The organism is Caulobacter sp. AVps16 (genome assembly GCF_058681455.1).
In genome coordinates, this window is sequence record NZ_CM178739.1 from 3,372,530 (window position 1) to 3,397,500 (window position 24,971).

Sequence of the window (24,971 nt, forward strand, 5' to 3'; positions counted from 1 at the left end):
GCGTTAATTGCCCAGAAGGGTCGCGCGCTGTATAAGGCCGGCAAGACATTCACCGACCGCAGGAGCCGACCGTGGCCGACTATATCGTCAAGGACATCTCGCTCGCCGATTACGGCCGCAAGGAAATCGCCATCGCCGAGACCGAGATGCCCGGTCTGATGGCCACCCGCGCCGAGTATGGCCCGGCTCAGGTTCTGAAGGGTGCCCGCATCGCCGGCAGCCTGCACATGACCATTCAGACTGCCGTCCTGATCGAGACCCTCACCGCCCTCGGCGCTGAAGTCCGCTGGGCGTCGTGCAACATCTTCTCGACCCAGGACCACGCCGCGGCCGCCATCGCCGCCTCGGGCGTGCCGGTGTTCGCCTTCAAGGGCGAGAACCTGGTCGAGTACTGGGAATATGCCCACAAGATCTTCGAGTGGCACGACGGCGGCTATCCGAACCTGATCCTCGACGACGGCGGCGACGCCACCCTGCTCTGCGTGCTGGGCCCCAAGGCCGAGAAGGATCCCTCGATCCTCAACAACCCGCAGAACGAGGAAGAAGAAGCCCTCTATGCGGTGATGAAGAAGTACCTGGTCGAGAAGCCGGGCTTCTATACCGCGATCCGCGAAGCCATCACCGGCGTGTCGGAAGAGACCACCACAGGCGTCCACCGCCTGTACCAGATGGCGGCCAAGGGCGACCTGCCGTTCCCGGCCATCAACGTCAATGACAGCGTCACCAAGTCCAAGTTCGACAACCTCTATGGCTGCCGCGAAAGCCTGGTCGACGCCATCCGTCGCGGCACCGACGTCATGCTCTCGGGCAAGGTCGCCGTGGTCTGCGGCTATGGCGACGTGGGCAAGGGCTCGGCCGCCTCGCTGCGTCAGGGCGGTGCCCGCGTGATCGTCACCGAAATCGATCCGATCTGCGCCCTGCAGGCGGCGATGGAAGGTTACGAGGTCCAGACCCTGCAGGACGTCGCCGGCAAGGCCGACATCTTCGTGACCGCCACCGGTAACAAGGACGTCATCACCCTGGACGACATGCGGGCGATGAAAAACAACGCCATCGTCTGCAATATCGGCCACTTCGACAGCGAGATTCAGATCGCCGCCCTGCGCAACTACAAGTGGGACGAGATCAAGCCGCAGGTCCACCACGTGGAATTCCCGGACGGCAAGAAGCTGATCGTGCTGTCCGAAGGCCGTCTGGTGAACCTGGGCAACGCGACGGGTCACCCCTCGTTCGTGATGAGCGCCAGCTTCACCAACCAGACCCTGGCCCAGATCGAACTGTGGACCAACAAGGCCTCGTACGAGAACCAGGTCTACACCCTGCCCAAGCACCTGGACGAGAAGGTCGCCTTCCTCCACCTGGAGAAGCTGGGCGCCAAGCTCTCGACCCTGCGCAAGGATCAGGCTGACTATATCGGCGTCCCGGAAAACGGCCCGTTCAAGCCGGATCACTACCGCTACTAGGTCGTTTTCCGCCTAAAATCGAACGAGGGCCCGCTGCACCGCAGCGGGCCCTTTGTTTTGACAGCACGTCACCCTGTTCAAGGCCGCCATCGTCCGCTAAGCCGCTTGCCATGCCGCTTGCCTTGATCATTTCCAGCCATGTCGCCGGCAGCCGGGTCGGGGCTTCGGCCCAGGCCACCGCTCTGGTGCAGTTCCGTATCGACTCGATGGTCGTCCCGACCGTCCTGTTCGGCCGGCACCCCGGCTGGGGTGTGCCCGGTGGCGCGCCGGTGCCGATCGAGGTGCTGGAAGGCATGCTCGACGGCATGGAGGCCAATGGCCTGTTCGGCCTGACCGACATTGTCATCACCGGCTATTTCGCCAGCGCCGCCCAGGTGAGAGCGGCCGCCAGGGCCATAGACGCCGTGCGCGAAGCGCCCCGTGACGGAGCCGCCAGCCGCAAGCCGGCGATTGTCGTCGACCCCACCATGGGTGATGCCGGCAAGGGCCTTTATGTCCTCCCCGAAGTCGCCGAAGCGATCGCCGCCGAACTGATCCCGCGGGCTGATGTCGTGGCCTGCAACGCCTGGGAACTGCAGAAGCTGACCGGTGCCGACGCGCGAGATCCGCAGTCGGCCATGCGCGCCGCGCGCCTGCTCGGCAAGCCGACCCTGGTCTCCTCCGTACAAAGAGGGGCCGAGATCGGCGTCGTCCTGGCCGACCGCAAGGAGGCCTGGCTGGCCGCCCACGCCAAGATGGATCGCTCGCCCAGCGGAACCGGCGACCTTCTGACCGCCCTCTATGCGGCCTCCATCCTCGAGGGCCAGACCCTGTCCTATGGTCTGGCACGCGCCGTCGGCGGAGTGGCCGAGACGGTGACGGCCGCCAATATCTGGAACGCTCCGGAATTGCCGATCGTCGGCATGGGCGCACGGATCAAGCAGACCTCGCCCACGGTGCGCATCGAGCGCCTCGCCTAGAGAATCCCCTGATGACCGTCGAGATTTCCGGAACCTGTCCCGACCGGTTCGCCCGGGTTCGCGAGACCTTCGAGGCCAATTTCGCAGACGGCGGCGAACTCGGGGCCCGCTTTGCCTTCGCGATCGACGGCGAGATCGTTGTCGATCTGATGGGCGGCTTTGCCGACCGCCAGCGCACGAAGCCGTTCGGCCCCGACACCCTGACGGCCCTGTTCTCGACCACCAAGGCGGTCGCCGCCCTGATGGTCGCCCGCCTCGTGGACGAGGGCCGCCTGGCCTATGACCAGCCCGTCGCCGACGTCTGGCCCGAGTTCGCCCAGAACGGCAAGGCCACCATCACGGTCGAGCAGGCCCTTTCGCATCAGGCCGGCCTGTCAGGCTTCCCCGACGAGACCGATCCGGCCATCTGGTTCGACTGGGAGGCCACCTGCGCCAAGCTGGCGGCCATGGCCCCGCTGTTTCCGGTCGGCTCGGCCAGCGGCTATCACCCGGTGACCTATGGCTATCTGGCCGGGGAAATCTTCCGCCGGGTCGATGGCCGCACAATGGGTACGGCCCTGCGCGAAGACCTCTGCGAGCCGCTGGGCCTCGACCTGTGGATCGGCCTGCCCGACAGCGAGCACGACCGCTGCGCCGAGCTGATGCGGCCCTCGGCCCTGCCCAGGTTCGGTGAGATCAATGACGCGGTGAAGGCCGCCTTCCTGACTCCGTGGGCCGCCCCGGGCGGACGCGGCACGGCCGACTGGCGCCGGGTCGAGATCCCCTCGGCCAACGGCCATGCCACCGCCCCGGCCTTGGCCCGACTGATGGGGGCCCTGGCCTGTGGCGGCACGCTCGACGGGCGCTCCCTGATCACCCCGGCCGGCATTCGCGCCGCCACCGCCGAGCGCATCGTCGGCCAGGACCTGGTCCTGCCGTTCGTGATCAGCTGGGGCGCAGGTTTCATGCGCAATACGCCGAACTTCTTCTACGGCCCCAATCCCGAGACCTTCGGACATTCCGGCTGGGGCGGCTCCTGCGCCTTCGCCGATCCGGCACGCGGGGTGTCCGGGGCCTATGTGATGAACAAGCAGGGCAGCGCCCTGATCGGCGATCCCCGCGCCGTCCGTCTGATCGAGGCGGCTTACGCCTCGATCTAGAGCCCAGGTCGCACGCCCCTGATGACGCCATCAGGGGCGATAGGAGCCTAGGCCTTGGGCACGACCCTTGTCCGCTTCCAGGCCCCGTAAGCGAACACGGCGACACCTAACCAGATGAACAGGAAGGACAGGGCCCGCAAGGGTGTGAGGGCCTCCCCCAGGGCGATCCCGACCAGAAACTGGATGCTGGGAGCCAGGAACTGCAGAAAGCCCATGGCGCTGAGCGGCATGCGGCGCGCCGACCAGGCAAAGAGCGCCAGGGGCACCACGGTAGCCGGACCGGCCAGCAGCAGCAGGGTCGTCACACTGGCCCCGCCGGCGAAATGGCCGGCTCCCGTCGACTGCAGGTGCAGGACATAGATCAGCCCCGGCACCGCCAGATAGGCACACTCAATGAAAAGGCCCGTCTGGGCGTCGGCCTTCACCTGTTTGCGCAGGATGGCGTAGGCGCAGAAACTCAAGGCCAGACCCAATGAGATCACCGGCAAATGGCCGAGGGCCGCCGTCTGGATCGCGACGCCGATCACGGCCAGGCCGATGGCGATGCCCCCCTCGCGGCTGATCCGTTCACGGAACAGCAGGGCCCCGGCGGCCATGTTCATCAGGGGATTGATGTAATAGCCGAGGCTGGCCTCGATCACCTGCCCTGCGTTCACCGCGAACACATAGATCGACCAGTTGATGAAGATGGCCGCTGTCGAGCAGGCCAGAATCGCCAGGGTGCGCGGCTGGCGCAGCACCGACGCCACCTGGCCAGCCTGCCGGGCCAGCAGAACCGCCAGAAAGGCCCAGGGCGCGGACCACAGGGTGCGATGGGCGATCATTTCCCATGAGCCGACACCCAGACTGGCCAGCAGATGGAAATAGAGCGGCAGGAAGCCCCACAGCAGGTAGCAACCCAGGGCGGCGATGAGAGCGGTCCGGGCTTCGTCCGGGCGCGGGTTCAAGTCCGCCGACATGGCGTCGTCCTTAGGTCCAAGATGAGAAGGGCTCCCGGAGCGGTCTGCCCCGGGAGCCCCTGAAACTTCCACCCGATTGTAGCGGGCGATATCCTAGGCCGGGAGCTTCTGCTTGATCAGACCCTTTTCGTGCAGAAGCTGGGCGATCTGCACGGCATTCAGGGCCGCGCCCTTGCGCAGGTTGTCGGCCACGCACCACAGGGCCACGCCGTGCTCGACGGTCGGGTCGTTGCGGATGCGCGAGACATAGACCGGGAACTCGCCGGCGCTTTCCTTCGGCGTCATGTAGCCACCGTCTTCGCGCTTATCGACGACCACGACGCCGTCGGTATCGCGCAGGATCTCGCGGACATCATCTTCGTCCAGGGCAGTCTCGAACTCGATGTTCACCGACTCCGAGTGACCCACCATGACCGGCACGCGCACGCAGGTAGCGACCAGCTTGATGGCCGGATCGAGGATCTTGTGGGTCTCGACGGTCATCTTCCACTCTTCCTTGGTGAAGCCGTCGTCCATGAAGACGTCGATGTGGGGGATGACATTGAAGGCGATCTGCTTGGTGAACTTCTTGGGCGGCGGCGCGCCCAGCACGAACACGCCCTTGGTCTGGTCCCAGAGCTCGTCCATGCCTTCCTTGCCCGCGCCCGACACCGACTGGTAGGTCGAGACGACGACGCGCCTGATCTTGGCTTCCTTGTGCAGGGCGCTCAGGACCACGACCAGCTGGGCGGTCGAGCAATTGGGATTGGCAATGATGTTCTTGGGCAGGTGATCAACCGCATCGGGGTTCACCTCCGGCACCACCAGCGGCACGTCCGGATCCATCCGGAAGTGGCTGGAATTGTCGATCACGATCGGACCGGCCGCACCGATCTTCTCGCCCCAGGCCTTGGAGATCGACCCGCCGGCGCTCATCAGCACGATGTCGACCTTGGAGAAGTCAAACTGCTCCAGGTCCTCGCAGCGCAGGATCTGGTTGCCGAACGAGACCTCGACGCCGATGGATTTACGAGAGGCGATGGCGTGCATTTTCTCGACGGGGAATTTCACCTCCTCGAGGATGTTGAACATCTCACGGCCAACATTGCCCGTGGCGCCGACCACGGCGACCCGGTAACCCATAGCGGTCTCCAATTCGATTGTCTTCCGACCCTGGAAGATGGCGACCCGTTACGCCCCCAAAGCGCCCGAGGCAAGGCAAGGGTTTCTGCGAGCCCTGATAGAACAGGCCGGGTGCGGCAATTTTTCCCCCACGCCCTAAGGCCGTTTCGGCTGGAAATCCGGTTCGCCCAGGGCCTGTAGCAGGAAGGCCTGGATGTCCGCGGCCTGGGCATCGCGCTGGCCCTTGGTCGAGCCGATGCCGTGGCCGGCGTCGAAATCGACCCGCAGGCGCACGGGACCGCCGGTGCTGGCGGCCTGCAGCCGCGCCGCCATCTTGGCCGGAACCCAGGCCGGCACCCGGCCATCGTTCATGCCGGCGGTGATCAGGATCGGCGGATAGCGCACCCCGTCAGCGACATGGACCAGCGGGCTCATGACCTTGAGGGCGCGATAGCCCTCCGGCGTGGCGATGGAGCCGAACTCGGCGACATTGGCCGGACCGCCGGGCGTGGTCTCGAAACGGAGCATGTCGGTCATCGGTACGCCCATGAAGGCGGCAGCAAACAGGTCCGGACGTTCGGTGACGGCCCGGCCGATCAGGATGCCGCCGGCGCTGGTGCCCGATCCGGCCAGGCGGTCTTTCGAGGTATAGCCCTTGTCGATCAGGGCCTCGGCTGCGGCAATGAAGTCGCGCCAGGTGTTGGGCTTGCTGGCCTCCTTGCCGGCCAGGTGCCAGGCCTCGCCATATTCGCCGCCGCCCCGGACCACGGCCGAGGCGTAGATCCCGCCGCGCTTCACGAACGGGATCAGGCGGGCCGAGAAGATCGGATCGCTGGAAACGCCATAGGCCCCATAGCCCTCCAGCATGGTCGGAGACCGACCGTCCAGCTTCAGAGACTTCAGGCGCATGATGTCGACCGGGATGCGGGTCCCGTCGGCGGCTCGCCCCTCGATCCGCTCGATGACGATGTCGGACAGGGCGACCGGCATGGGCTCGGCGAGGGCCAGGCTGCGCGCCGGGCCATTGCCCGCGAACTGGAAGAGTTCCGACGGCCGGGCCCAGGACTCCAGGCCCATGACCGCTCCGGACCGGTCCGGATCGCTGGTGCTGAAGCCGATGCTGGCCGGGAACGGCGTCGCAAGGCGTGTCAGGCTGCGATCCCAGCCCAGGCGCTGAACATCATAGGCTCCGCCCTCGGCCCGGACGACATAGAGCCCGTCCGTCGCCGGCGTGGCCGCGACAAGGGCCCCGCCGGTTCCGGAGGCGATTTCAGAGGCCCGGGCAAAGTCCGGGGCCTTGAGATCAAGGTCGACAAACCGGCCCAGCGGCGCATTCAGGGTCGTCGCGACCCAGGCCCGGTCCCCGCGAACGACAGGAAGGGCAGCCTGATCACCGCCCAGGCCCACCAGCATCAGCCGGTCCTCAGCCGCGGCGATCTTTCTCCAGACCGGCTTGCCGGCCGCAACCGCAGTGGCTGGCGACACCCAGGCCAGACCATAGGGCGAGACACCATCGAAGATGAAGGCGAACACCCAGTTCGATCGGGCCGGCCAGTAGAGCAACGGCCCGCCGTCACGGCCGAGTGTACTGTCCGGGCGGCTGGCCTCGAATACCAGCTGGTCGCGGGCAGGATCCTCGCCGACCACATGCCGCCAGAGGGCCTGGTCCTTGAAGCGGTCCTCCGGATCGTCGCCGGGCCCTGGGGCCTTCAGACGCGAATAGTAAAAGCTCTTACTGTCAGGTGCCCACTCCGGCAGGGCGAACCGGGTCCCGTCGATGGCCTCGGCAAGGACCTTGCCGGTGGCGATCTCCATCACGTGAAGGACCGCATCCTCAGAGCCGCCCCGGCCAATGGTATAGGCCAGGTAGCGGTTGTCCGGCGACGGCGAGACGGCCTGCAGGCTGGCCGCACCGCCCTCGTCCGACAGCCTGTCGGGAGCGATCAGCTCGCGGATCGGTCCCCCGGCAATGTTGCGGACATAGAGCCGATTCACCGACGCGCCGGACGGGCGCTTCTGGAAATAGAGCTGGTCGCCACGCTGCACGGGCCGCGACGGCACGACCGCCGCAGCGCTGATCGCGGCGATCTCGTCCCCCAGGGCCTTGCGCCCGGGCAGGGCGGCGATCTCGCTGCGGGTGACTGCGTCCTGAGCCTTCATCCAGGCGTCGAACTCGGGCGGGCGGGCCTCCATCCAGCGATAGCCGTCGACGACGGTTTCACCGAAATAGACATCCGTAACGGGCTGGACCGGGGCAGTCGGCACCTGCTGCGCCATGGCCGGCAAGGCCACAGCCGCACTCAGGCCCAAGGCCAACAAGACCTTTCGCATGGCGTGCCCCCTCACTGTCCAGCCGAGGCAATCAGGCTTGGAAAACCGCCGTTCGTCAAGAACCGGCGGGGGTCTGGCCGAGCAGATGCTCGCGCCACGCGGCGCGCAGGACCTTCTTGTCGATCTTGCCGGTCGCGGTCAGGGGCACGGCAGCGAACACCACGTCATCCGGCGTCCACCACTTGACGATGCGCGGGGTCAGGTAATCGAGCACCTCGGCCTTGGAGACCTGGACGCCGTCATGTGGCTCGATGACCAGAAGCGGCCGCTCTTCCCACTTGGGATGCGGCACCCCGATCACGGCGGCGATCTTCACGCCCGGACAGCCGACCGCGACATTCTCCAGATCGATCGAGCTGATCCACTCGCCGCCGGACTTGATGACATCCTTCTGGCGGTCGGTGATGCGCATGAAGCCGTGACCATCGAGGGTGGCGATGTCGCCGGTATCGAACCAGCCGTCGGCCTCGGCGGCGTCGGCCTCCTGGCGGAAATAGCGCTTCACCACCCAGGGCCCGCGCACCTTGAGCGCGCCGGAGCTTTCGCCGTCGCGCGGGGCGTCGCTGCCGTCCTCGGCCTCGACCTTCAGCTCGATGCCGAACTGCAGCCGGCCCTGGCGGGTCCAGATGGCCTCGTCCATGGCCTCTTCACCCAGGGCCGCCAGCGAAGGGGTCGGGGTGGCGACCACGCCGATGGGACAGGTCTCGGTCATGCCCCAGATCTGCAGGACGCTGACGTCGTAGAGCCGCTTGAAGGTCTCGGCCATGGCACGCGGCACCGCGCTGCCGCCGATCACCACGCGCTTCAGACTGTCCGGCCGCTGGCCGGTCTGTTCCAGCCAGGTCAGGTACATGGTCCAGATGGTCGGCACGCCGCCGGTGAAGGTGACGCCCTCCCCCTCGATCAGGGCATGCAGCGAGGCCCCGTCCATCTTGTCGGCCGGCAGGACGAGCTTGGTTCCGCAGATCGGGGCGCTGAACGGCAGGCCCCAGGCGGTGGCGTGATAGAGGCTGGAGCACGGCATCACCACGTCGAAGGCGGTGAAGCCAAAGGCGCTGTTGAGGCCCCCTGCCATGGCGTGCAGCACCACGGCGCGATGCGAGTAGAGTACCCCCTTGGGGTCGCCCGTGGTGCCCGAGGTGTAACAAAGGAAGGCCCCGGCATTCTCGTCGAAGCTGGGCCAGTCGATGGCCTGCGCCTCGCCGGAAATCAGGTTCTCATAGCTGAGCGCCCCGACCGATCCGGGGAGCGTGCGCTCTTCATCCGACAGCATGACGAAGGTCTTCACCGTGGTCAGGTGCGGGGCGATCCGTTCGACCAGGGCCGCGAAATTGCGGTCGAAGAACAGCACACCGCTTTCGGCGTGATTGATCGTGTAGATGATCTGCTCGTCGAACAGGCGGGGATTGGCCGTGTGCAGCACCGCGCCGAGACCGGGCACGGCATAGAACAGCTCCAGATGCCGGTGGGTGTTCCAGGCCATGGAGGTGACCCGGTCACCGGGCTGGACGCCCAGCCGCCGCAGCGCATGGGCGAGTTGGGCCGAGCGCCGGGCCAGGCCCGCATAGTCATAGCGCCAGATCGGCTCGTCGATCAGCTTGGAGACGATCTCGCGTGTGCCATGGGCCTGCTGAGCATAGGTCAGAATGCCACTGATCATCAGCGGCGTGGTCTGCATCAGGCCCGGTAACATGCGCGGCGCTCCCTCTTATCGTTGGGAAGAGCCTAGGGCGTAGTGCGGGGGTTGGGGAAGAGGTTGAAGCGATAGATGCTCCCCCCTCTGGGGGAGGATCTAAATCAGAGCGCCTTGAGTACCGCGTCGCCCATCTCAACCGTCGACAGCGAACCGCCGAGGTCGCGCGTCCGGGCCCCTGCGTCCAGCGCCGCCTTGACGGCGGCCAGCAGTACATCGGCGGCCTGGGCCCGGCCCAGGGACCAGCGCAGGGCCATCTCGAACGACAGGATGGCGGCCAGCGGATTGGCCACACCCTGGCCGGCGATGTCCGGGGCCGAGCCGTGGATGGGCTCATAAAGACCGGGTTTGCCGGCCACGCCCAGGGCCGCCGAGGGCAGCATACCCAGCGAGCCGGTCAGCATGGCCGCCGCGTCCGACAGGATGTCGCCGAACAGGTTGTCGGTGACGATGACATCGAACTGCTTGGGCGCACGGACGAGCTGCATGGCGCAGTTGTCGGCCAGGATGTGTTCCAGCTGGACGTCGGGGTATTCGCGGGCATGTAGCTCGGTGATGACCTGCTTCCACAGCAGGCCCGACTCCATGACATTGGACTTCTCGGCCGAGTGAACCTTGTTGGTGCGGCCCCGGGCCAGCTCGAAGGCCACACGGCCGACGCGTTCGATCTCGCTGGTCGTATAGACGGCCGTGTCGAAGCCCTTCTTCTGACCGTCCGGCAGGTCGACGATGCCGCGCGGCTCGCCGAAATAGACGCCGCCGACCAGCTCGCGCACAAACATGATGTCGAGGCCCGAGACCAGCTCTGTCTTCAGGCTGGAAGCCCCGGCCAGGGCTTCGAAACAGTAGGCCGGGCGCAGATTGGCATAGACGTCCATCGCCTTGCGCAGGCCCAGTAGGCCAGCTTCCGGCCGCAGGTGACGCGGTGCGTCCTTCCATTTCGGACCACCGACGGCCCCCATCAGGACCGCACCGCTGGCCAGGGCTCGGTCCCGGACCTCGTCGGTCAGGGGCGTGCCGTGGGCGTCATAGCTGGCCCCGCCATAAATGGCCTCTTCGACGATCAGGTCGGGCGTCAGGGCGGCCGCAACGCGACGCACCTGGCCGCAGACCTCGGGGCCGATGCCGTCACCCGGCAGGAGGAGAAGCATGGACATCGGAACTTGCCTTAGATCTTGCGGTAATCGGAAACGTCGAAGGACGACAGGTTGCGGTCATGGACGCCCAGGGCAGCGCAGGCGGCCCGCCAGGTGGCCATGTGCGCCGTCTCCCGGTGGAAGGCCAGGGCGGCTTCGTCAGTGAAATGCTCATAGACCCGGATCAGGCCCGGATCGAGCGGGTCTTCGGTCAGGGCATAGTCCAGGCAGCCCGGCTCAGACCGGGTGGCCTCGACCTGGGCCCGCAGATGCGGGCGAAGCTCTGCCAGGCGCTCGGGGGCGATACGGACGGTACCGGCGAGGATCAGGGTCATGGGTTCAGTCTCAAAAAAGGTTGTCATCCCGGACAAGGCCGTCAGGGCCGCCGATCCGGGACCGACCTGGAACGCGGCGCTCAGGCGTCGGTCCCGGATCTTCGCGCGACGCGCTCGTCCGGGATGACAGGCGCTTAACTCAAGCTTCCAGCCAAGGCCGGTCCAGCGCCCGCTTGCTCTCAAAGACGTCGATGTCGCTGCCGTGCAGCAGGGTCTCGCCGATGGCGTCGAGGCCGCGCAGCATCTTGTCCTTGCGCACCGGGTCGATCTGGAAGCTGAAGGTCTTGCCCGAGGGCGAGACCACCGTTTGAGCCTCCAGGTCGATGCTGACCATGTGGTTGCCGCCCTTGGCCTCGTCCATCAGGACGGCGATCTCCTCGGGTGCCAGCACCACCGGCAGCAAGCCGTTGTTGAAACAGTTGTTGTTGAAGATGTCGGCGAAGCTGGTCGAGATCACGCACATGATCCCGAAATCCATCAGGGCCCAGGGGGCGTGCTCGCGCGAGGAACCGCAGCCGAAATTGTCGCCGGCGATCAGCACGGACGCGCCCTTGTACTCCGGCCGGTTCAGCACGAAGTCGCTGATCTCCTTGCCTTCGCCGTCGAAGCGGAAGTCGTAGAACAGGCCCTTGGCCAGGCCCTCGCGCTCCACGGTCTTCAGGAACTGCTTGGGGATGATCTGGTCGGTGTCGATATTGGCCAGGGACAGCGGGACGGCACGGCCGTCAAGGCGGGTGAAGGCCTGCATCAGACGGTCTCCTCCAGAAAGGTGCGGACATCGACCAGATGGCCCGCAATCGCCGCCGCCGCCGCCATGGCGGGGGACACCAGATGGGTGCGACCGGCGCGGCCCTGACGACCTTCAAAATTGCGGTTACTGGTCGAGGCGCAGCGCTCCTGCGGGGCCAGCTTGTCGGGGTTCATGGCCAGGCACATCGAACAGCCCGGCTCGCGCCAGTCAAAGCCTGCGGCCTTGAAGATGGCGTCCAGGCCCTCTTCTTCCGCCTGTTCCTTCACCAGGCCCGAGCCCGGCACGACCATGGCCTTGACGTGGTCAGCGACCAGGCGGCCATGCAGGAAAGCCTCCTGCACCACGGCGGCGGCGGCACGCATGTCCTCGATCCGGCTATTGGTGCAGGAGCCGATGAAGACGCGGTCGATGCGGGCCGCGGAGATCGGCTGGCCGGCGGTCAGGCCCATATAGTCGAGCGCCCGATGAGCGGCGGCACGCTTGTCCGGCGTGGCGAAGCTTTCGGGATCCGGCACATTGCCTGTCACCGGAATGACGTCCTCGGGCGAGGTGCCCCAGGTGACCATCGGTACCAGGGCCGAGCCGTCGATCGTCACCGTGCGGTCGAAGACGGCGTCCGGGTCGGTGGAGAAGCTCTTCCAGTGGCTGAGCGCCATCTCCCAGGCCGCGCCCTTGGGGGCGGAGGGCTTGCCCTGGATATAGGCGAAGGTCTTGTCGTCAGGCGCGATCAGGCCGGCCTTTGCCCCACCCTCGATGGTGAGGTTGCAAAGGGTCATACGGCCTTCCATCGACAGGGCCGAAATGGCCTCGCCGGCGAACTCGATGACATAGCCGGTGCCGCCGGCGGTGCCGATCTCGCCGATCACGGCCAGGGCCACGTCCTTGCCGGTGACGCCGGGGCCGAGCTGGCCGTCGACGCGGACCAGCATGTTCTTCGCCTTCTTCTGGCGCAGGGTCTGGGTGGCCAGGACGTGCTCGACCTCGGAGGTGCCGATACCATGGGCCAGGGCCCCGAAGGCCCCGTGGGTCGAGGTGTGGCTGTCGCCGCAGACAATGGTCATGCCCGGCTGGGTGCGGCCCTGCTCAGGCCCCACCACGTGGACGATTCCATTGCGGATGTCGCCCATCGGGAAGAACTCGATGCCGTTGTCCTTGACGTTGCGGCCCAAGGTCTGCAGCTGCAGCCTCGCCTCTTCGTCAGCCACGGCATCGACGCCGAGGGCCTGGCCTTCGGTCGGGATATTGTGATCGGCCACGGCCAGGGTGCGGTCGGGGCGACGCACCTTGCGGCCCGCCGCGCGCAGGCCGGCAAAGGCCTGGGGCGTGGTGACCTCATGGATCAGATGCAGGTCAATATAGAGGATGGCCTCGCCGTCAGCCTCGCTGACGACGTGAGCGTCCCAGATCTTGTCATAAAGGGTTTTGCCGGACATGGCGGGGATATAGGGCGGATCGTGCGTTGAAATCCAGCCTTGGACCGGGCCAGCGGCCATTTCTTGCGCGCTGTGATGCAGCTGCCCCGCACAGAGGGCACGCCCAGGTCCCGCAGGCATGACGGGCGCGCCCTCGTTTCGCTTTTTGTCCAGTGACGGCGAACGTCGACTGAAGCGGGCCACCCCCTGAGAGGGAGCGGTCAGGAAGCCCGTCGCTGTGCGGCGGGGGTGAGGGCAGCGTCCTCCCGCACTGGCAGCCTGTCAAGGTGCGTGTGAACGCACTTAAGGGCGATGTCGCCCGGATTGAGCGACTGCGCAGCCGAAAATCACCAAAGAAAAAGGCCCCGGCGTTTCCACCGGGGCCTCGTTCGATCTTCAGGAAAGGCGGCTTATTCAGCGGCGCCCTTTTCCTTACGGATCGTCTGGCGCTCGGCGATACGGGCCGACTTACCGCGACGGTCGCGCAGATAGTAGAGCTTGGCGCGACGGACGACGCCGCGACGCTTGACTTCGATGCTTTCGATATTCGGCGACAGCAGCGGGAACAGACGCTCCACGCCTTCGCCGAACGAGATCTTGCGGACCGTGAAGCTCTCATGGATGCCGGCGCCGGCGCGGGCGATGCAGACGCCCTCGTAGGCCTGAACGCGTTCGCGCTCGCCTTCCTTGATCTTCACATTGACGCGCAGGGTGTCGCCCGGCTGGAAGTCCGGGATCGCCCGGGCGGCCAGCAGACGCGAGGATTCTTCCTGCTCGAGTTGCTTGATGATGTTGATAGCCATGTCTTCAGTCTCCTTTGGGCTTACCCGTTTTCGGGCCGCCTTTTGCCTGTTGATTGGCGAGATGCGCTTCCCAAAGATCGGGCCGCCGCTCGCGTGTCGTCTCTTCACGCATACTGGACCGCCATTGCGCGACCCGCTTGTGGTCGCCCGACAGCAGCACCTCGGGGATATCCAGCCCTTCAAACGTCCGCGGTCGCGTGTACTGCGGATGCTCGAGGAGGCCGTCCTCGAAGCTTTCTTCCAGCGTGCTCTCGATGTTCCCCAGAACCCCCGGGGCAAGTCGAACGCACGCCTCGATCACGACCATCGCCGCCGCCTCGCCACCGGCAAGGACCGCGTCTCCGACCGAGACCTCCTCGAACCCCCGGGCGTCGAGCACCCGCTGGTCCACCCCCTCGAAACGGCCGCACAGGACTATGATCCCGGGCGCCTCGCTCCACTGCCTTACGCGCGCCTGGGTCAGGGGCCGACCCCGGGCACTCATATACAAAAGCGGCCGTCCACCGACCTCCACGCTGTCGAGCGCGGCGGCGATAACGTCCGCTTTCAGAACGGCTCCCGCGCCGCCACCCGCAGGGGTGTCGTCGAGGAAGCCGCGCTTATCCTTGGAAAAGGCCCGAATGTCCAGTGTTTCCAATCGCCACAGGTCTTCGTCCTTCCAGGCCGTCCCGATCATCGAGACGCCGAGCGGGCCGGGAAAGGCCTCGGGGAACATGGTCATGACGGTGGCAGTGAACGGCATGGCCGCTCTTTAGCGCCGCAAACGCCAATTGTCGAAGCGCGCCGCCCCGCGGGCGGGTTTACGGCCCCTGTTTTCACCTTCTTCACCAACATGGGCCAAGGTCTGGCAAAGCCTGCCGTCCGGAACGTCAATGCCCGCCAACAGCCGCCCCCTTCAAAGCCTGAGCGATGGCCTTCGCCGCTTCGCCCGTCGGCTGGCGCGCGATGACCGGGGAGCCATCGCCGTACAGTTCGCCTTTCTGATTATCCCGTTGGCGATCCTGGTGTTTGGCCTGATCGATCTGAGCCGTATCAACCAGCAGCGCCGCGAAATGCAGGACGCCCTGGATGCGGCGACCCTGATCGCGGCGCGCTCGACGGCGGTCACCAATGCCGAACTTGAAACCGTGGGCGACGCGGCTTTCCTGGTCGAGGTTTCGGGCATGAACCTCGGCCTTACGGCGTCGAGCTCGACGTTCTCGGCAGGGACCAACAATCGGGTCCTTGGCTCGGCCACAGCGACCCTTAAGCCCATCGTCGCCAACCTGTGGCAGAGCGGTAACTTCACTGTCACCGCGACGTCTGAAGTCGTCCGCTCGTCCAAGGATCTCGAAGTCTCGCTGGTGCTGGACATCACGGGTTCGATGAGCGGCACGCGGATCAGCGATCTGAAGGTCGCCGCCTCGGACCTGGTCGACATCATCGTCCGCGATACGCAGACGCCGTTCTATTCGAAGATCGCATTGGTGCCCTATGCCGCCGGGGTGAACGTCGACACCTATGCGGACGCCGTGCGGGGTCCGATCCCGGTGCGAAGCATCAGTGGCGTTGACTGGCTGGCGACAGGGACCTCGATTTCGGGCGTGAGCAAGGCCTCGCCAGCGGTGGTGACCTCATCGAGCCATGGCCTGGTGACGGGCGACAGAGTCTATATCTCTGGGATCAACGGCAATGCGACCAGCGGCATGGCGTCACTGAACGGGAAAAACTATACGGTCACGCGTGTCAGCTCGAGTCAGGTGTCGCTGGGCGGTGCGGACACCCGATCCAAGTCAAACTACGCGAGCGGCGGCAAGATCCAGAAGTGCGTCACCAGCGATTGCAGCTTGGTGGCGAAGACCAGCGCTTCACATGGCTTTTCGACAGGCGACCAGGTCAGCTTCGCCAGCATCGGCGGCACGACGACGCTGAACGGCCAGACCGTCTCGATCACCAGCCTGACCAGTACAACCTTTGACACGGGTGTCGCGGGCCTGGGCACGGCCGCCTACACCAGTGGCGGCACGGCGACCTGTGAGCAGAGCACGAACCCCGGATGTCGGCAGCTTTCCTATGTCAGCAACTGGAACACGGACGAGGTTCGCGCCATCAGCACCTGCGTCAGCGAGCGCACGGGGGCAAACGCCTATACAGACGCGGCACCCAGCACCGCCTATGTCGGGACGAACTATCCGTCGGTCTGGCCAGACACCAATTCCGCGAACCCCTGCCCTACCGCCACGATCACGCCGCTGACCAGCGACAAAACCGCACTTAAGGCCCAGATCAACAGCTTCGCTGCGGGCGGCTCGACGGCCGGTCAGATCGGGCTTGCCTGGGGCTGGTACATGGTTGCGCCGAACTTCGGCTATCTCTGGCCGAGCGCCTCGCAGCGCCCCGCGGCCTACAAGACCAAGGACCTGATGAAGGTGGTCATCATGATGACCGACGGTGCCTTCAACACGCCCTACTGCAATGGCGTGATCGCGGCCAACGCCGGCAGCGGCAGCGGCAGCGACGAAGACCACATCAACTGCAACGCCACCAATGGCGACCCCTTCACTCAGGCCAGGGCGCTGTGCACGGCAATCAAGAACAGTGCCTATGACATCACTCTGTACACGGTCGGCTTTGACGTCGGCTCGGATGCGACCGCCAAGACCTTCCTTACCGATTGTGCCTCCGACTCTTCCAAGGCCTTCTTCCCGGCCACCGGCTCTGAACTGAAGACGTCCTTCAAGGCCATCGCCCAGGAGATCTCGTCGCTGCGGATATCCAAATAGAAAAGCCCCGCCGGTCTGGACGGGGCTTCTCGGATTTGGATCAGCAGACCGTCAGGCCAGCTTGATCTCGCGCAGGCGCTGCTGAAGGAATTCATCGGCAGTGATCGAGTCCGGATAGCGGTCCGGGTTTTCAGCGGTGATGCAGCCCGGCAGGGTTTTGATCTCATAGTCTGATGCGAAATGCAGGAAGAACGGAGTCGAGTAGCGCGGGATGTGGCGGCGCTCGGGCGGCGGGTTCTGCACGCGGTGGATGGTCGACGGCAGGACGTGATTGGTCAGGCGCTCGAGCATGTCGCCGATATTGATGACGATACAGCCCGGCGGCGGATTGATCGGCAGCCACTGGCCATTGCGGTCTAGCAGTTCCAGCCCGCCCTCTTCGGCTCCCATCAGCAGGGTGATGGTGTTGATGTCGCCATGCGCCCCGGCCCGGACGCCCGTGGCATCGAGCGGGATCGGCGGGTAGTGCAGCAGCCGCAGGACACTGTTGCCGTTCTCAGTGGTGGGTTTGAAGAAGCTGCGATCCAGCTTCAGATAGACGGCAATGGCCTCAAGCACCTTGCCGCCCATGGTGTCGAGCGCGTTGTAGAACCAGGAGACGTCATGTTTGAAAGCCGGGATTTCGGCCGGCCAGACATTGTCGGCCATGGTGGCGCGGAACCGGTGGCCGGCTGGCAGGTCGCGGCCCATGTGCCAGAATTCTTTGAGGTCATGATGGGTCGCGCCCTTGGCGGTCTCGACACCGAACGGGATATAGCCGCGGGCACCGCCCTTGATCCCGGCATATTGCTTCTTGATGTCGACGGGCAGGGCGAAGAAGGCCTTGGCATCGGAGAGGGCCGCATCGATCCGGTCCTGGTCGAGGTCATAGTCCGACAGCACGGCAAAACCGTAGCGCTCAAACGAGGCCCCCAGGGCCTGGGCAAAACCGGCAAAGTCTTTTTGATAGAGGGTGAACGAAACCGGTTCGATCGCGGACGTGGACACGTTGGGCAAGCCTTCAGCAAGTCGGTCGGAAACTAGTAAGTCGCGACTTACTACACCGGGAACCGCCGTGAGCGAAGGGCCGTTCATCGCCCAGTCAGGTCGAAGGATGGAACTTGACCTTGAGGTGGGCGTTTGCCCCTTCGATGTACAAGCGTGACGACACACGCCGGATCTGAAGACGGAACACCACGGCCATGATGACGATGAAGAAGACCGCCCTTGCGACCCTGCTGGCAGCCGCCACCACCCTGGCGGCCTGCACCACCACCGACCCCTATACCGGCATGCCGGTACGCAACAATACCGGGACGGCCGCCCTGACCGGAGCCGGCGTCGGGGCCGTCCTGGGCTATCTGACCAACACCAATTCGGGAGAACAGGGCCGGAAAAATACTCTGATCGGTGCCGGCATCGGTGCCCTGGCGGGCGGCGCGGTGGGCAACTACATGGACCGGCAGCAGGCCGATTTTCGCCGCAGCCTTGAAGGCTCAGGCGTGATGATCCGCCGCAACGGCGACCAGATCATTCTGGTCATGCCCAGCGACGTGACCTTTGCCGTCGATCAATCGGACGTACAGCCCCAGTTCACCCGGGTTCTGGACGACGTCGCCCGCACCCTGAACGCCTATCCGCAGACCACCATCGACGTGGTCGGCCATGCCGATTCCAGTGGGCCGGACGCGTATAACCAGACCCTGTCAGAGCTGCGCGCCAGTGCGGTCGCCGCCTATCTGGTCGGTACGGGCCAGGTTCTGGGCGGTCGGGTCTTCGTGGCCGGACTGGGTGAAAGCCAGCCCGTCGCCGACAACGGCACGGCGGCCGGTCGCAGCCAGAATCGGCGTGTCGAGATCATCCTGCGGCCGGTGACGCAGTAGGGTCAGGCTTCGCAGGCCCTTCCCCGACAGGGGGAGGGCCTGGCCTAGTCGGCCCCCTCCCGCTCTGCCCGTTCACGCAACTCCTGTTCCAGGCTGGCCGTATCCCAGGAGCCCCCGGAATCGCCTGGACGCATGCGCGACAGGTCGGCGGCCAGCAGCCGGTCCATGGTCTTTGCGGCATCGCGCGAGGCCAGAATATAGGCCTCCTCCTGGCCCCACATCGGCCGCAGCTCTTCGAAAGTGCGCCGGTCGTGACGGCGGAAGAAGGAGGCGGCGCGATGGGCGCGATGGGCCCGGAAGCCCAGCTTGCGCAGGGCCGTCTCGCCCAGGGACAGCGCGGACTCAAAGGTTTCCCGCTCGACCGCATCCGCCCCATTGGCCAGAAGGTCATAGGCATGCCGCCGATCCCAGGCTCGGGCCAGGATGACCAGATCAGGGAAGGCCTTGCGGGCGGTCTCGACCAGTTCGACGGTTTTTTCGCGGTCGTCGAGCGCCACGATCAGCATGCGGGCCCGCTCGATCCCGGCGGCCCGCAGCAGATCCATCCGCGTCGCGTCACCATAATGCACCCGGCGACCGAAGCGGCGCAGCAGGTCGATCTGCTCGATATCGCTGTCCAGAACCGTGGAACGAAAGCCGTTGGCGGTCAGCAGGCGGCCCGTGATCTGACCAAAGCGGCCGAAACCCGCGATGATGATGTCAGGCTCGCCCTCGTCGAAATCTCCGGTTTCCGGGGTCACATCCGGAATGGCGGCATCGAGGGCGGCAGCGGCCCGTTCATAGAGGATCATGGCAAGGGGTGTGAGCGCCATGGAAATCGCGACGGCGGCGGTCAGAAGGGCCGCCAGCGGAGCACCAATCACCCCCGCCCCGACCGTAAAGGTCAGCAGAACGAAGGCAAACTCGCCGCCCTGGGCCAGGGCCGTCGCCACGGCGGCGGCACCGCGCAAGGGAGCTCCGAACAGGCGCGCCAGACCCAGCATGACCAGAAACTTCAGAACCATAAGGCCGATCACGACGCCGGCCAGGGTTAGGGGCTGGCGGACGATCAGGGGCAGGTCGACCCCCGCGCCTACTGTAATGAAGAAAAGTCCGAGCAGCAGGCCGCGGAACGGCTCGATATCGGTCTCTAGCTCACGGCGGAACTCGCTTTCGGCCAGGACCACGCCGGCCAGAAAAGCACCAAGGGCCGGTGACAGGCCGACGGTCTGCATCAGGCTCGCCACGCCGACGACGATCAGCAGGGCCGATGCGGTGAAGATCTCGCGCAGACGGGCCTTGGCGATGAAGCGGAACAGCGGCCGCACCAGATAGCGCCCGCCCCCAACCACGGCACCGACGGCCGCCAGCACCGACAGGCCCTGGGCCCAGATCGGCAGATGAGAGACCAGGCTCGCCCCATGCCCTGCGGCTTCGCCGTGGGTTTCCGGAGCAATGGTGGCCAGAAACGGGAGAAGGGCGAACATCGGGATGACCGCCAGATCCTGCAGCAGAAGAATGCCGAAGGCTGCCCGACCGACCGGTCCCTGCCGCAAGCCCTTCTCGTCCAGGGTTTGCAGCACGATGGCCGTGGACGACATGGCCAGGACCATGCCGACGGCCAGGGCTGTCTGCCAGGGCAGGCCCAGCAGGACCGCCACGCCGGCGATCGCGACCGAGGTGGCGACGACTTGGGCACCGCCGAAACCGAAGATCGCCTTGCGCATGTCCCAGAGGGTCGAGGGCTGTACCTCAAGACCGATCAGGAACAACAGGATCACGACGCCGAACTCGGCAAACTGCATCACATCGGCCTCGGCCCCGATCAGGGACAGGGCGTGAGGCCCGATGATGACGCCGGCGATCAGATAGCCGAGCACGGAGCCGAGCCCCAGGCGCTTGGCGATCGGCACCGAAATGACGGCGGCCCCGAGATAGAACAGGGTCTGGGTGAGAAAGGATTGCAAGGCTCAGACCTCTACTTCAGCCGGCATCAGCGAGACGAGGCGGGCGCGGTAGCGCTCGGCCTCGGCTTTCAGCGCCGCGTCGTCCTTGACGGCCGCACCGTGGACCACAAACGGCGTTTCCCAGACCATGCCGCAGAGATGAGCCGTCTGCTCGAGCGGCCGGAGAAAGTCATCCATCGCAAAGCGGTTATAGCCCTGGGCATGATAGGCCTTGGCGCTCGCGCCGGTCGTGCAGGCCACGAACAGCCGCTTGCCCTGCAGGGCCGTGCCACCCTCGCCATAGGCGAAGCCGTGCAGCCATACGAGGTCCAGCCACTCCTTCATCAGGGCCGGGGTCGAGTACCAGTAGAGTGGAAACTGCAGGGCAATGACGTCATGGGTCCGCAGTGCGGCCTGCTCGGCTTCGATGTCGATCGCAAAGTCAGGATAGGCCTCATAGAGATCTAGGAGCGTAACCCCGGCCAGCCCCTTTGCAGCCTTGGCCAGGGCACGATTGGCACGGGAGCGCTCAAGGGCGGGATGGGCCAGGACCAGCAACACACCAGAGGTAGCAGGCGGCGACCGACCGATGTTAGCTTCACCGCCAGTTTCGTCAGGATTCACGCGTCGACTCCAGGCGGTGAAATTTTATTCATCAAGGGTTGAATTTCTTTGGTCGCCGGGCGAGACCCTTCGCCAAACACCGGCTTGCCAAAGGCTTGTGACGGAGGATCCATGGTCGACAAGGTGCAGACAGACGCGGTCGAGGCCCTATCAGGGCTTTTGTTCGACGGCATGACCATCATGGCCGGAGGCTTTGGCCTGTGCGGCATTCCGGAGAACCTGATCGCGGCGATCCGCGAGACGGGGGTCAAGGACCTCACGGTCGTCTCCAACAATTGCGGTGTGGACGGCTTTGGTCTCGGCATCCTGCTGGAGAACCGCCAGATCCGGAAGATGATCTCGTCCTATGTGGGGGAGAACAAGCTGTTCGAACAGCTTTACCTCAGTGGGGAGCTGGAGCTGGAGTTCAATCCACAGGGCACCCTGGCCGAACGCATTCGCGCCGGCGGCGCGGGCATTCCGGCCTTCTTCACCAAGACCGGTGTCGGTACCCTGGTGGCCGAAGGCAAGGAAGTCCGCGAGTTTGACGGCGAACTCTATGTGATGGAGCGCGGCCTGACCGCCGACCTCGCTATCGTCAAGGCCTGGAAGGCCGACGCCGAAGGCAATCTCGTCTATCGCAAGACAGCCCGAAACTTTAATCCGATGATGGCGACGGCCGGCAAGGCCACCGTCGTAGAAGTCGAGGACATCGTCGCCATTGGCGCGCTCGACAAGGACAATATCCACACCCCCGGCATCTATGTCGACCGGGTGCTGAAGGGCGCGACGTTCGAAAAGCGCATTGAGCGCGTCACCACGCGCCCCAGAGGGCAAAAGACCGAGGAAACCGTCTGATGGCCTGGACCCGTGACGACATGGCGGCCCGAGCGGCCAAGGAACTGCGCGACGGTTTTTATGTGAACCTCGGCATCGGTATTCCGACCCTGGTCGCCAACTACATTCCCGAAGGCATGAGCGTCACGCTGCAGAGCGAGAACGGCATGTTGGGGATGGGCCCCTTCCCCTATGAGGGCGAGGAAGACGCCGACCTGATCAATGCCGGCAAGCAGACGATCACCGAGCTGGACTCCAGCTCCTATTTCTCCAGTGCCGACAGCTTTGCCATGATCCGCGGCGGCCATATCGCCCTGTCGATCCTCGGCGGCATGCAGGTCTCTGAAAAGGGCGACCTGGCCAACTGGATGGTGCCCGGCAAGATGGTCAAGGGCATGGGCGGGGCCATGGACCTTGTCGCTGGCGTCAAGCGCGTCGTGGTCGTGATGGATCACTGCGAGAAATCTGGCGCGGCCAAGCTGCTCAAGGCCTGCTCGCTGCCGCTAACCGGCGCCGGGGTTGTGGATTTGCTGATCACCGAGCTGGGCGTCTTCGAGATCAATCGCGGCAAGACTCCGGTGCGGCTGACCGAACTGGCACCTGGTGTGACGGTCGATGAAGTAAGGGCCAAGACCGAAGCGGCCTTTGAGGTCGCGGTCTGATCCCCATTGCCTGAGCATTCAGGAAGACTTGAACGGCGCGCATCGAGAGGTGCGCGCCGTTTGTGTTTGGAAGCTTTGCGGACGGCACAAACAAAAACGGCCCCCCGAAGGAGGCCGTTCTTGATCTTGGGTGCGGGGACAGGATTTGAACCTGTGACCTTCAGGTTATGAGCCTGACGAGCTACCGGGCTGCTCCACCCCGCGGCGAAGAGGGTAGTGATTTTATCGCAAGGTAGGGATTTGGACTTTGATTGACTTGAAGTGCATCCTTTTAGCGGACCTGGCGGCGACCTACTCTCCCGCGCCTTGAGACGAAGTACCATTGGCCCAGGGGGACTTAACGACCGAGTTCGGAATGGGATCGGGTGGGGAACCCCCGGCATAGCCACCAGGTCAGCAAAAAGGATGCGTGCAGTGTCCGGTGAGGGACACTGGTTATATCAAGTTGAAGAAGACATCGAATGTTTAGCTACAAAGAGCGTTTGCATAGGTTTGGCTGAAGAACGATCAAGCCTATCGAGCTATTAGTACCAGTAAGCTACACGCCTCACAGCGCTTCCACACCTGGCCTATCAACGTGGTGGTCTTCCACGGCTCTCAGCGAGACCTTGTTTTGAGGTTAGTTTCCCGCTTAGATGCTTTCAGCGGTTATCTAGTCCACACTTAGCTACCCTGCTGCACAGCTGGCGCCATGACAGGTCCACCAGAGGTGTGTCCATCCCGGTCCTCTCGTACTAGGGACAGATCCTCTCAAGTCTCGTACACCCACGGCAGATAGGGACCAAACTGTCTCACGACGTTCTGAACCCAGCTCACGTACCACTTTAATCGGCGAACAGCCGAACCCTTGGGACCTGCTCCAGCCCCAGGATGTGATGAGCCGACATCGAGGTGCCAAACTTTGCCGTCGATATGGACTCTTGGGCAAAATCAGCCTGTTATCCCTAGAGTACCTTTTATTCGTTGAGCGATGGCCCTTCCACGCAGGACCACCGGATCACTATGGCCGACTTTCGTCTCTGCTCGACTTGTCAGTCTCGCAGTCAGGCGGGCTTATGCCATTGCACTCGACGACCGATTTCCGACCGGTCTGAGCCCACCATCGCGCGCCTCCGTTACACTTTGGGAGGCGACCGCCCCAGTCAAACTGCCCGCCACGCCATGTCCCGGACCCGGATAACGGGCCGCGGTTAGACGTCAACAACAATAAGGGTGGTATTTCAAGGATGGCTCCACTCGAACTGGCGCCCAAGTTTCATAGCCTCCCACCTATCCTACACATGTTGTTGCTAACGCCAAGGCGAAGCTGCAGTAAAGGTTCATAGGGTCTTTCCGTCTGACCGCGGGAACCCCGCATCTTCACGGGGAATTCAATTTCGCTGAGCCTATGCTGGAGACAGTGGGGAAGTCGTTACGCCATTCGTGCAGGTCGGAACTTACCCGACAAGGAATTTCGCTACCTTAGGACCGTTATAGTTACGGCCGCCGTTTACCTGGGCTTCAGTTCGCTGCTTGCACAACTCCCTTTAACCTTCAGGCACCGGGCAGGCGTCAGACCCTATACGTCGCCTTACGGCTTCGCAGAGCCCTGTGTTTTTGATAAACAGTCGCTACCCCCTGGCCTGTGCCACTCTTATCTGGTTGCCCAAATAAGAGTCACGCTTATCCCGAAGTTACGCGTGCAATTTGCCGAGTTCCTTCAGCATAGTTCTCTCAAGCGCCTTGGTATACTCTACCTGCCCACCTGTGTCGGTTTCGGGTACGGTCTCCGTTGGAGTTATTTCCAGGGACCTGTTCACTGCCCAGAGCAATCCAATAAGCCTAGACAATTTACCAGATCCGTCACTTCCAACTGGTTCAGGAATATTCACCTGATTCCCATCGACTACGCCTTTCGGCCTCGCCTTAGGGGCCGACTAACCCTGCGCAGATTAGCTTTACGCAGGAACCCTTGGGCTTTCGGCGAGAGTGTCTCTCACACTCTTTATCGCTACTCATGTCAGCATTCTCACTTCCGATACCTCCAGCAAGGCTCACGCCTCACCTTCACCGGCTTACGGAACGCTCCGCTACCGCGTGCTTACGCACACCCATACCTTCGGCGTCTGGCTTGAGCCCCGTTACATTTTCCGCGCAGGTTCGCTTGACCAGTGAGCTGTTACGCTTTCTTTAAATGATGGCTGCTTCTAAGCCAACATCCTGGTTGTCAAAGCAAACCCACATCGTTTCCCACTTAGC

Annotated in this window: 20 protein-coding genes, 1 tRNA gene and 2 rRNA genes (1 of these 23 cut by a window edge); 7 read left to right on the forward strand and 16 right to left on the reverse strand. The window is 64.5% G+C overall.

Features of this window, described 5'->3' with window-relative positions; genetic code table 11:
* Window positions 1–71: 71 nt before the first annotated feature.
* From ahcY to ACW17U_RS16215, 3 genes are all read left to right on the forward strand, one after another.
* On the forward strand, window positions 72–1,463 hold the full coding sequence (gene ahcY / locus ACW17U_RS16205) for an adenosylhomocysteinase (protein ID WP_062142878.1): 1,392 nt from the start codon (window positions 72–74) through the stop codon (window positions 1,461–1,463).
* Window positions 1,464–1,573: 110 nt separating this feature from the next.
* Window positions 1,574–2,422 carry a pyridoxal kinase gene (locus ACW17U_RS16210; RefSeq protein ID WP_062142876.1) on the forward strand — a complete coding sequence of 283 codons (849 nt, stop codon included), beginning with the start codon at window positions 1,574–1,576 and terminating at the stop codon, window positions 2,420–2,422.
* Window positions 2,423–2,433: 11 nt separating this feature from the next.
* Entirely contained in the window at window positions 2,434–3,561 is a 1,128-nt protein-coding gene (locus tag ACW17U_RS16215) for a serine hydrolase domain-containing protein (RefSeq protein WP_492053804.1), read from the forward strand.
* A 47-nt stretch (window positions 3,562–3,608) separates the two neighbouring features.
* Here the strand turns inward: ACW17U_RS16215 and rarD are convergent, their stop codons facing one another.
* The 10 genes from rarD to trmD form a co-directional block, all read right to left on the reverse strand.
* The gene (gene rarD / locus ACW17U_RS16220) at window positions 3,609–4,520 is read right to left on the reverse strand and encodes an EamA family transporter RarD (protein ID WP_492053805.1); all 912 of its coding nucleotides are present in this window, start codon (window positions 4,518–4,520) and stop codon (window positions 3,609–3,611) included.
* A 93-nt stretch (window positions 4,521–4,613) separates the two neighbouring features.
* Entirely contained in the window at window positions 4,614–5,642 is a 1,029-nt protein-coding gene (locus ACW17U_RS16225) for an aspartate-semialdehyde dehydrogenase (RefSeq protein ID WP_062142870.1), read from the reverse strand.
* A gap of 135 nt (window positions 5,643–5,777) precedes the next feature.
* Window positions 5,778–7,952: a prolyl oligopeptidase family serine peptidase gene (locus ACW17U_RS16230; protein ID WP_492053807.1), complete on the reverse strand. Its 2,175-nt coding sequence runs from the start codon at window positions 7,950–7,952 to the stop codon at window positions 5,778–5,780.
* A 55-nt stretch (window positions 7,953–8,007) separates the two neighbouring features.
* A complete protein-coding gene (locus tag ACW17U_RS16235) occupies window positions 8,008–9,645 on the reverse strand; it encodes a long-chain fatty acid--CoA ligase (RefSeq protein WP_492053809.1) in 1,638 nt (545 codons plus the stop codon).
* A gap of 104 nt (window positions 9,646–9,749) precedes the next feature.
* On the reverse strand, window positions 9,750–10,802 hold the full coding sequence (leuB, locus tag ACW17U_RS16240; RefSeq protein ID WP_492053810.1) for a 3-isopropylmalate dehydrogenase: 1,053 nt from the start codon (window positions 10,800–10,802) through the stop codon (window positions 9,750–9,752).
* Between the two features lie 11 nt (window positions 10,803–10,813).
* Window positions 10,814–11,116, reverse strand: a complete 303-nt coding sequence (locus tag ACW17U_RS16245) for a putative quinol monooxygenase (RefSeq protein WP_492053812.1) — start codon at window positions 11,114–11,116, stop codon at window positions 10,814–10,816.
* 139 nt (window positions 11,117–11,255) lie between these two features.
* Window positions 11,256–11,864, reverse strand: a complete 609-nt coding sequence (gene leuD, locus ACW17U_RS16250; RefSeq protein ID WP_492053814.1) for a 3-isopropylmalate dehydratase small subunit — start codon at window positions 11,862–11,864, stop codon at window positions 11,256–11,258.
* Window positions 11,864–13,300 (reverse strand): 3-isopropylmalate dehydratase large subunit, encoded by a 1,437-nt coding sequence (gene leuC, locus ACW17U_RS16255; RefSeq protein ID WP_492053816.1) that lies wholly within the window; start codon window positions 13,298–13,300, stop codon window positions 11,864–11,866. Before leuC ends, leuD begins: the two co-directional genes overlap by 1 nt.
* A 389-nt stretch (window positions 13,301–13,689) precedes the next feature.
* Window positions 13,690–14,082 carry a 50S ribosomal protein L19 gene (gene rplS / locus ACW17U_RS16260; protein ID WP_492053818.1) on the reverse strand — a complete coding sequence of 131 codons (393 nt, stop codon included), beginning with the start codon at window positions 14,080–14,082 and terminating at the stop codon, window positions 13,690–13,692.
* A 4-nt stretch (window positions 14,083–14,086) separates the two neighbouring features.
* Entirely contained in the window at window positions 14,087–14,824 is a 738-nt protein-coding gene (trmD, locus tag ACW17U_RS16265) for a tRNA (guanosine(37)-N1)-methyltransferase TrmD (RefSeq protein ID WP_062142850.1), read from the reverse strand.
* 130 nt (window positions 14,825–14,954) lie between these two features.
* Here trmD and ACW17U_RS16270 point away from each other — a divergent pair, with 130 nt between their 5' ends.
* Window positions 14,955–16,844, forward strand: coding sequence for a ubiquitin-activating E1 FCCH domain-containing protein (locus tag ACW17U_RS16270; RefSeq protein ID WP_492053820.1), 1,890 nt, complete (start codon window positions 14,955–14,957; stop codon window positions 16,842–16,844).
* A gap of 51 nt (window positions 16,845–16,895) precedes the next feature.
* Here ACW17U_RS16270 and ACW17U_RS16275 read toward each other — a convergent pair whose 3' ends face one another.
* On the reverse strand, window positions 16,896–17,831 hold the full coding sequence (locus ACW17U_RS16275) for an isopenicillin N synthase family dioxygenase (RefSeq protein ID WP_492053822.1): 936 nt from the start codon (window positions 17,829–17,831) through the stop codon (window positions 16,896–16,898).
* A 194-nt stretch (window positions 17,832–18,025) separates the two neighbouring features.
* Between ACW17U_RS16275 and ACW17U_RS16280 the strand changes: the two genes are divergently transcribed.
* On the forward strand, window positions 18,026–18,706 hold the full coding sequence (locus ACW17U_RS16280) for a YiaD family glycine zipper/OmpA-like lipoprotein (RefSeq protein ID WP_492053824.1): 681 nt from the start codon (window positions 18,026–18,028) through the stop codon (window positions 18,704–18,706).
* 44 nt (window positions 18,707–18,750) lie between these two features.
* Here the strand turns inward: ACW17U_RS16280 and ACW17U_RS16285 are convergent, their stop codons facing one another.
* Together ACW17U_RS16285 and kefF are read right to left on the reverse strand one after the other, a co-directional pair.
* Window positions 18,751–20,652 (reverse strand): monovalent cation:proton antiporter-2 (CPA2) family protein, encoded by a 1,902-nt coding sequence (locus tag ACW17U_RS16285; RefSeq protein ID WP_492053826.1) that lies wholly within the window; start codon window positions 20,650–20,652, stop codon window positions 18,751–18,753.
* 3 nt (window positions 20,653–20,655) lie between these two features.
* Entirely contained in the window at window positions 20,656–21,222 is a 567-nt protein-coding gene (gene kefF, locus ACW17U_RS16290; RefSeq protein ID WP_062151086.1) for a glutathione-regulated potassium-efflux system oxidoreductase KefF, read from the reverse strand.
* 144 nt (window positions 21,223–21,366) lie between these two features.
* Between kefF and ACW17U_RS16295 the strand changes: the two genes are divergently transcribed.
* Both ACW17U_RS16295 and ACW17U_RS16300 read left to right on the forward strand, forming a co-directional pair.
* Complete coding sequence (locus ACW17U_RS16295) at window positions 21,367–22,092, forward strand: CoA transferase subunit A (RefSeq protein ID WP_062142837.1); 726 nt, start codon at window positions 21,367–21,369, stop codon at window positions 22,090–22,092.
* Window positions 22,092–22,733: a 3-oxoacid CoA-transferase subunit B gene (locus ACW17U_RS16300; protein ID WP_492053829.1), complete on the forward strand. Its 642-nt coding sequence runs from the start codon at window positions 22,092–22,094 to the stop codon at window positions 22,731–22,733. The genes ACW17U_RS16295 and ACW17U_RS16300 overlap by 1 nt, the downstream gene beginning before the upstream one ends.
* Window positions 22,734–22,860: 127 nt before the next feature.
* Here the strand turns inward: ACW17U_RS16300 and ACW17U_RS16305 are convergent.
* From ACW17U_RS16305 to ACW17U_RS16315, 3 genes are all read right to left on the reverse strand, one after another.
* A tRNA-Met gene (locus ACW17U_RS16305) sits at window positions 22,861–22,937 on the reverse strand.
* 74 nt (window positions 22,938–23,011) lie between these two features.
* Window positions 23,012–23,126 (reverse strand): 5S ribosomal RNA (gene rrf / locus ACW17U_RS16310).
* Window positions 23,127–23,236: 110 nt separating this feature from the next.
* Window positions 23,237–24,971 (reverse strand): 23S ribosomal RNA (locus ACW17U_RS16315); it runs 1,051 nt beyond the window's last position.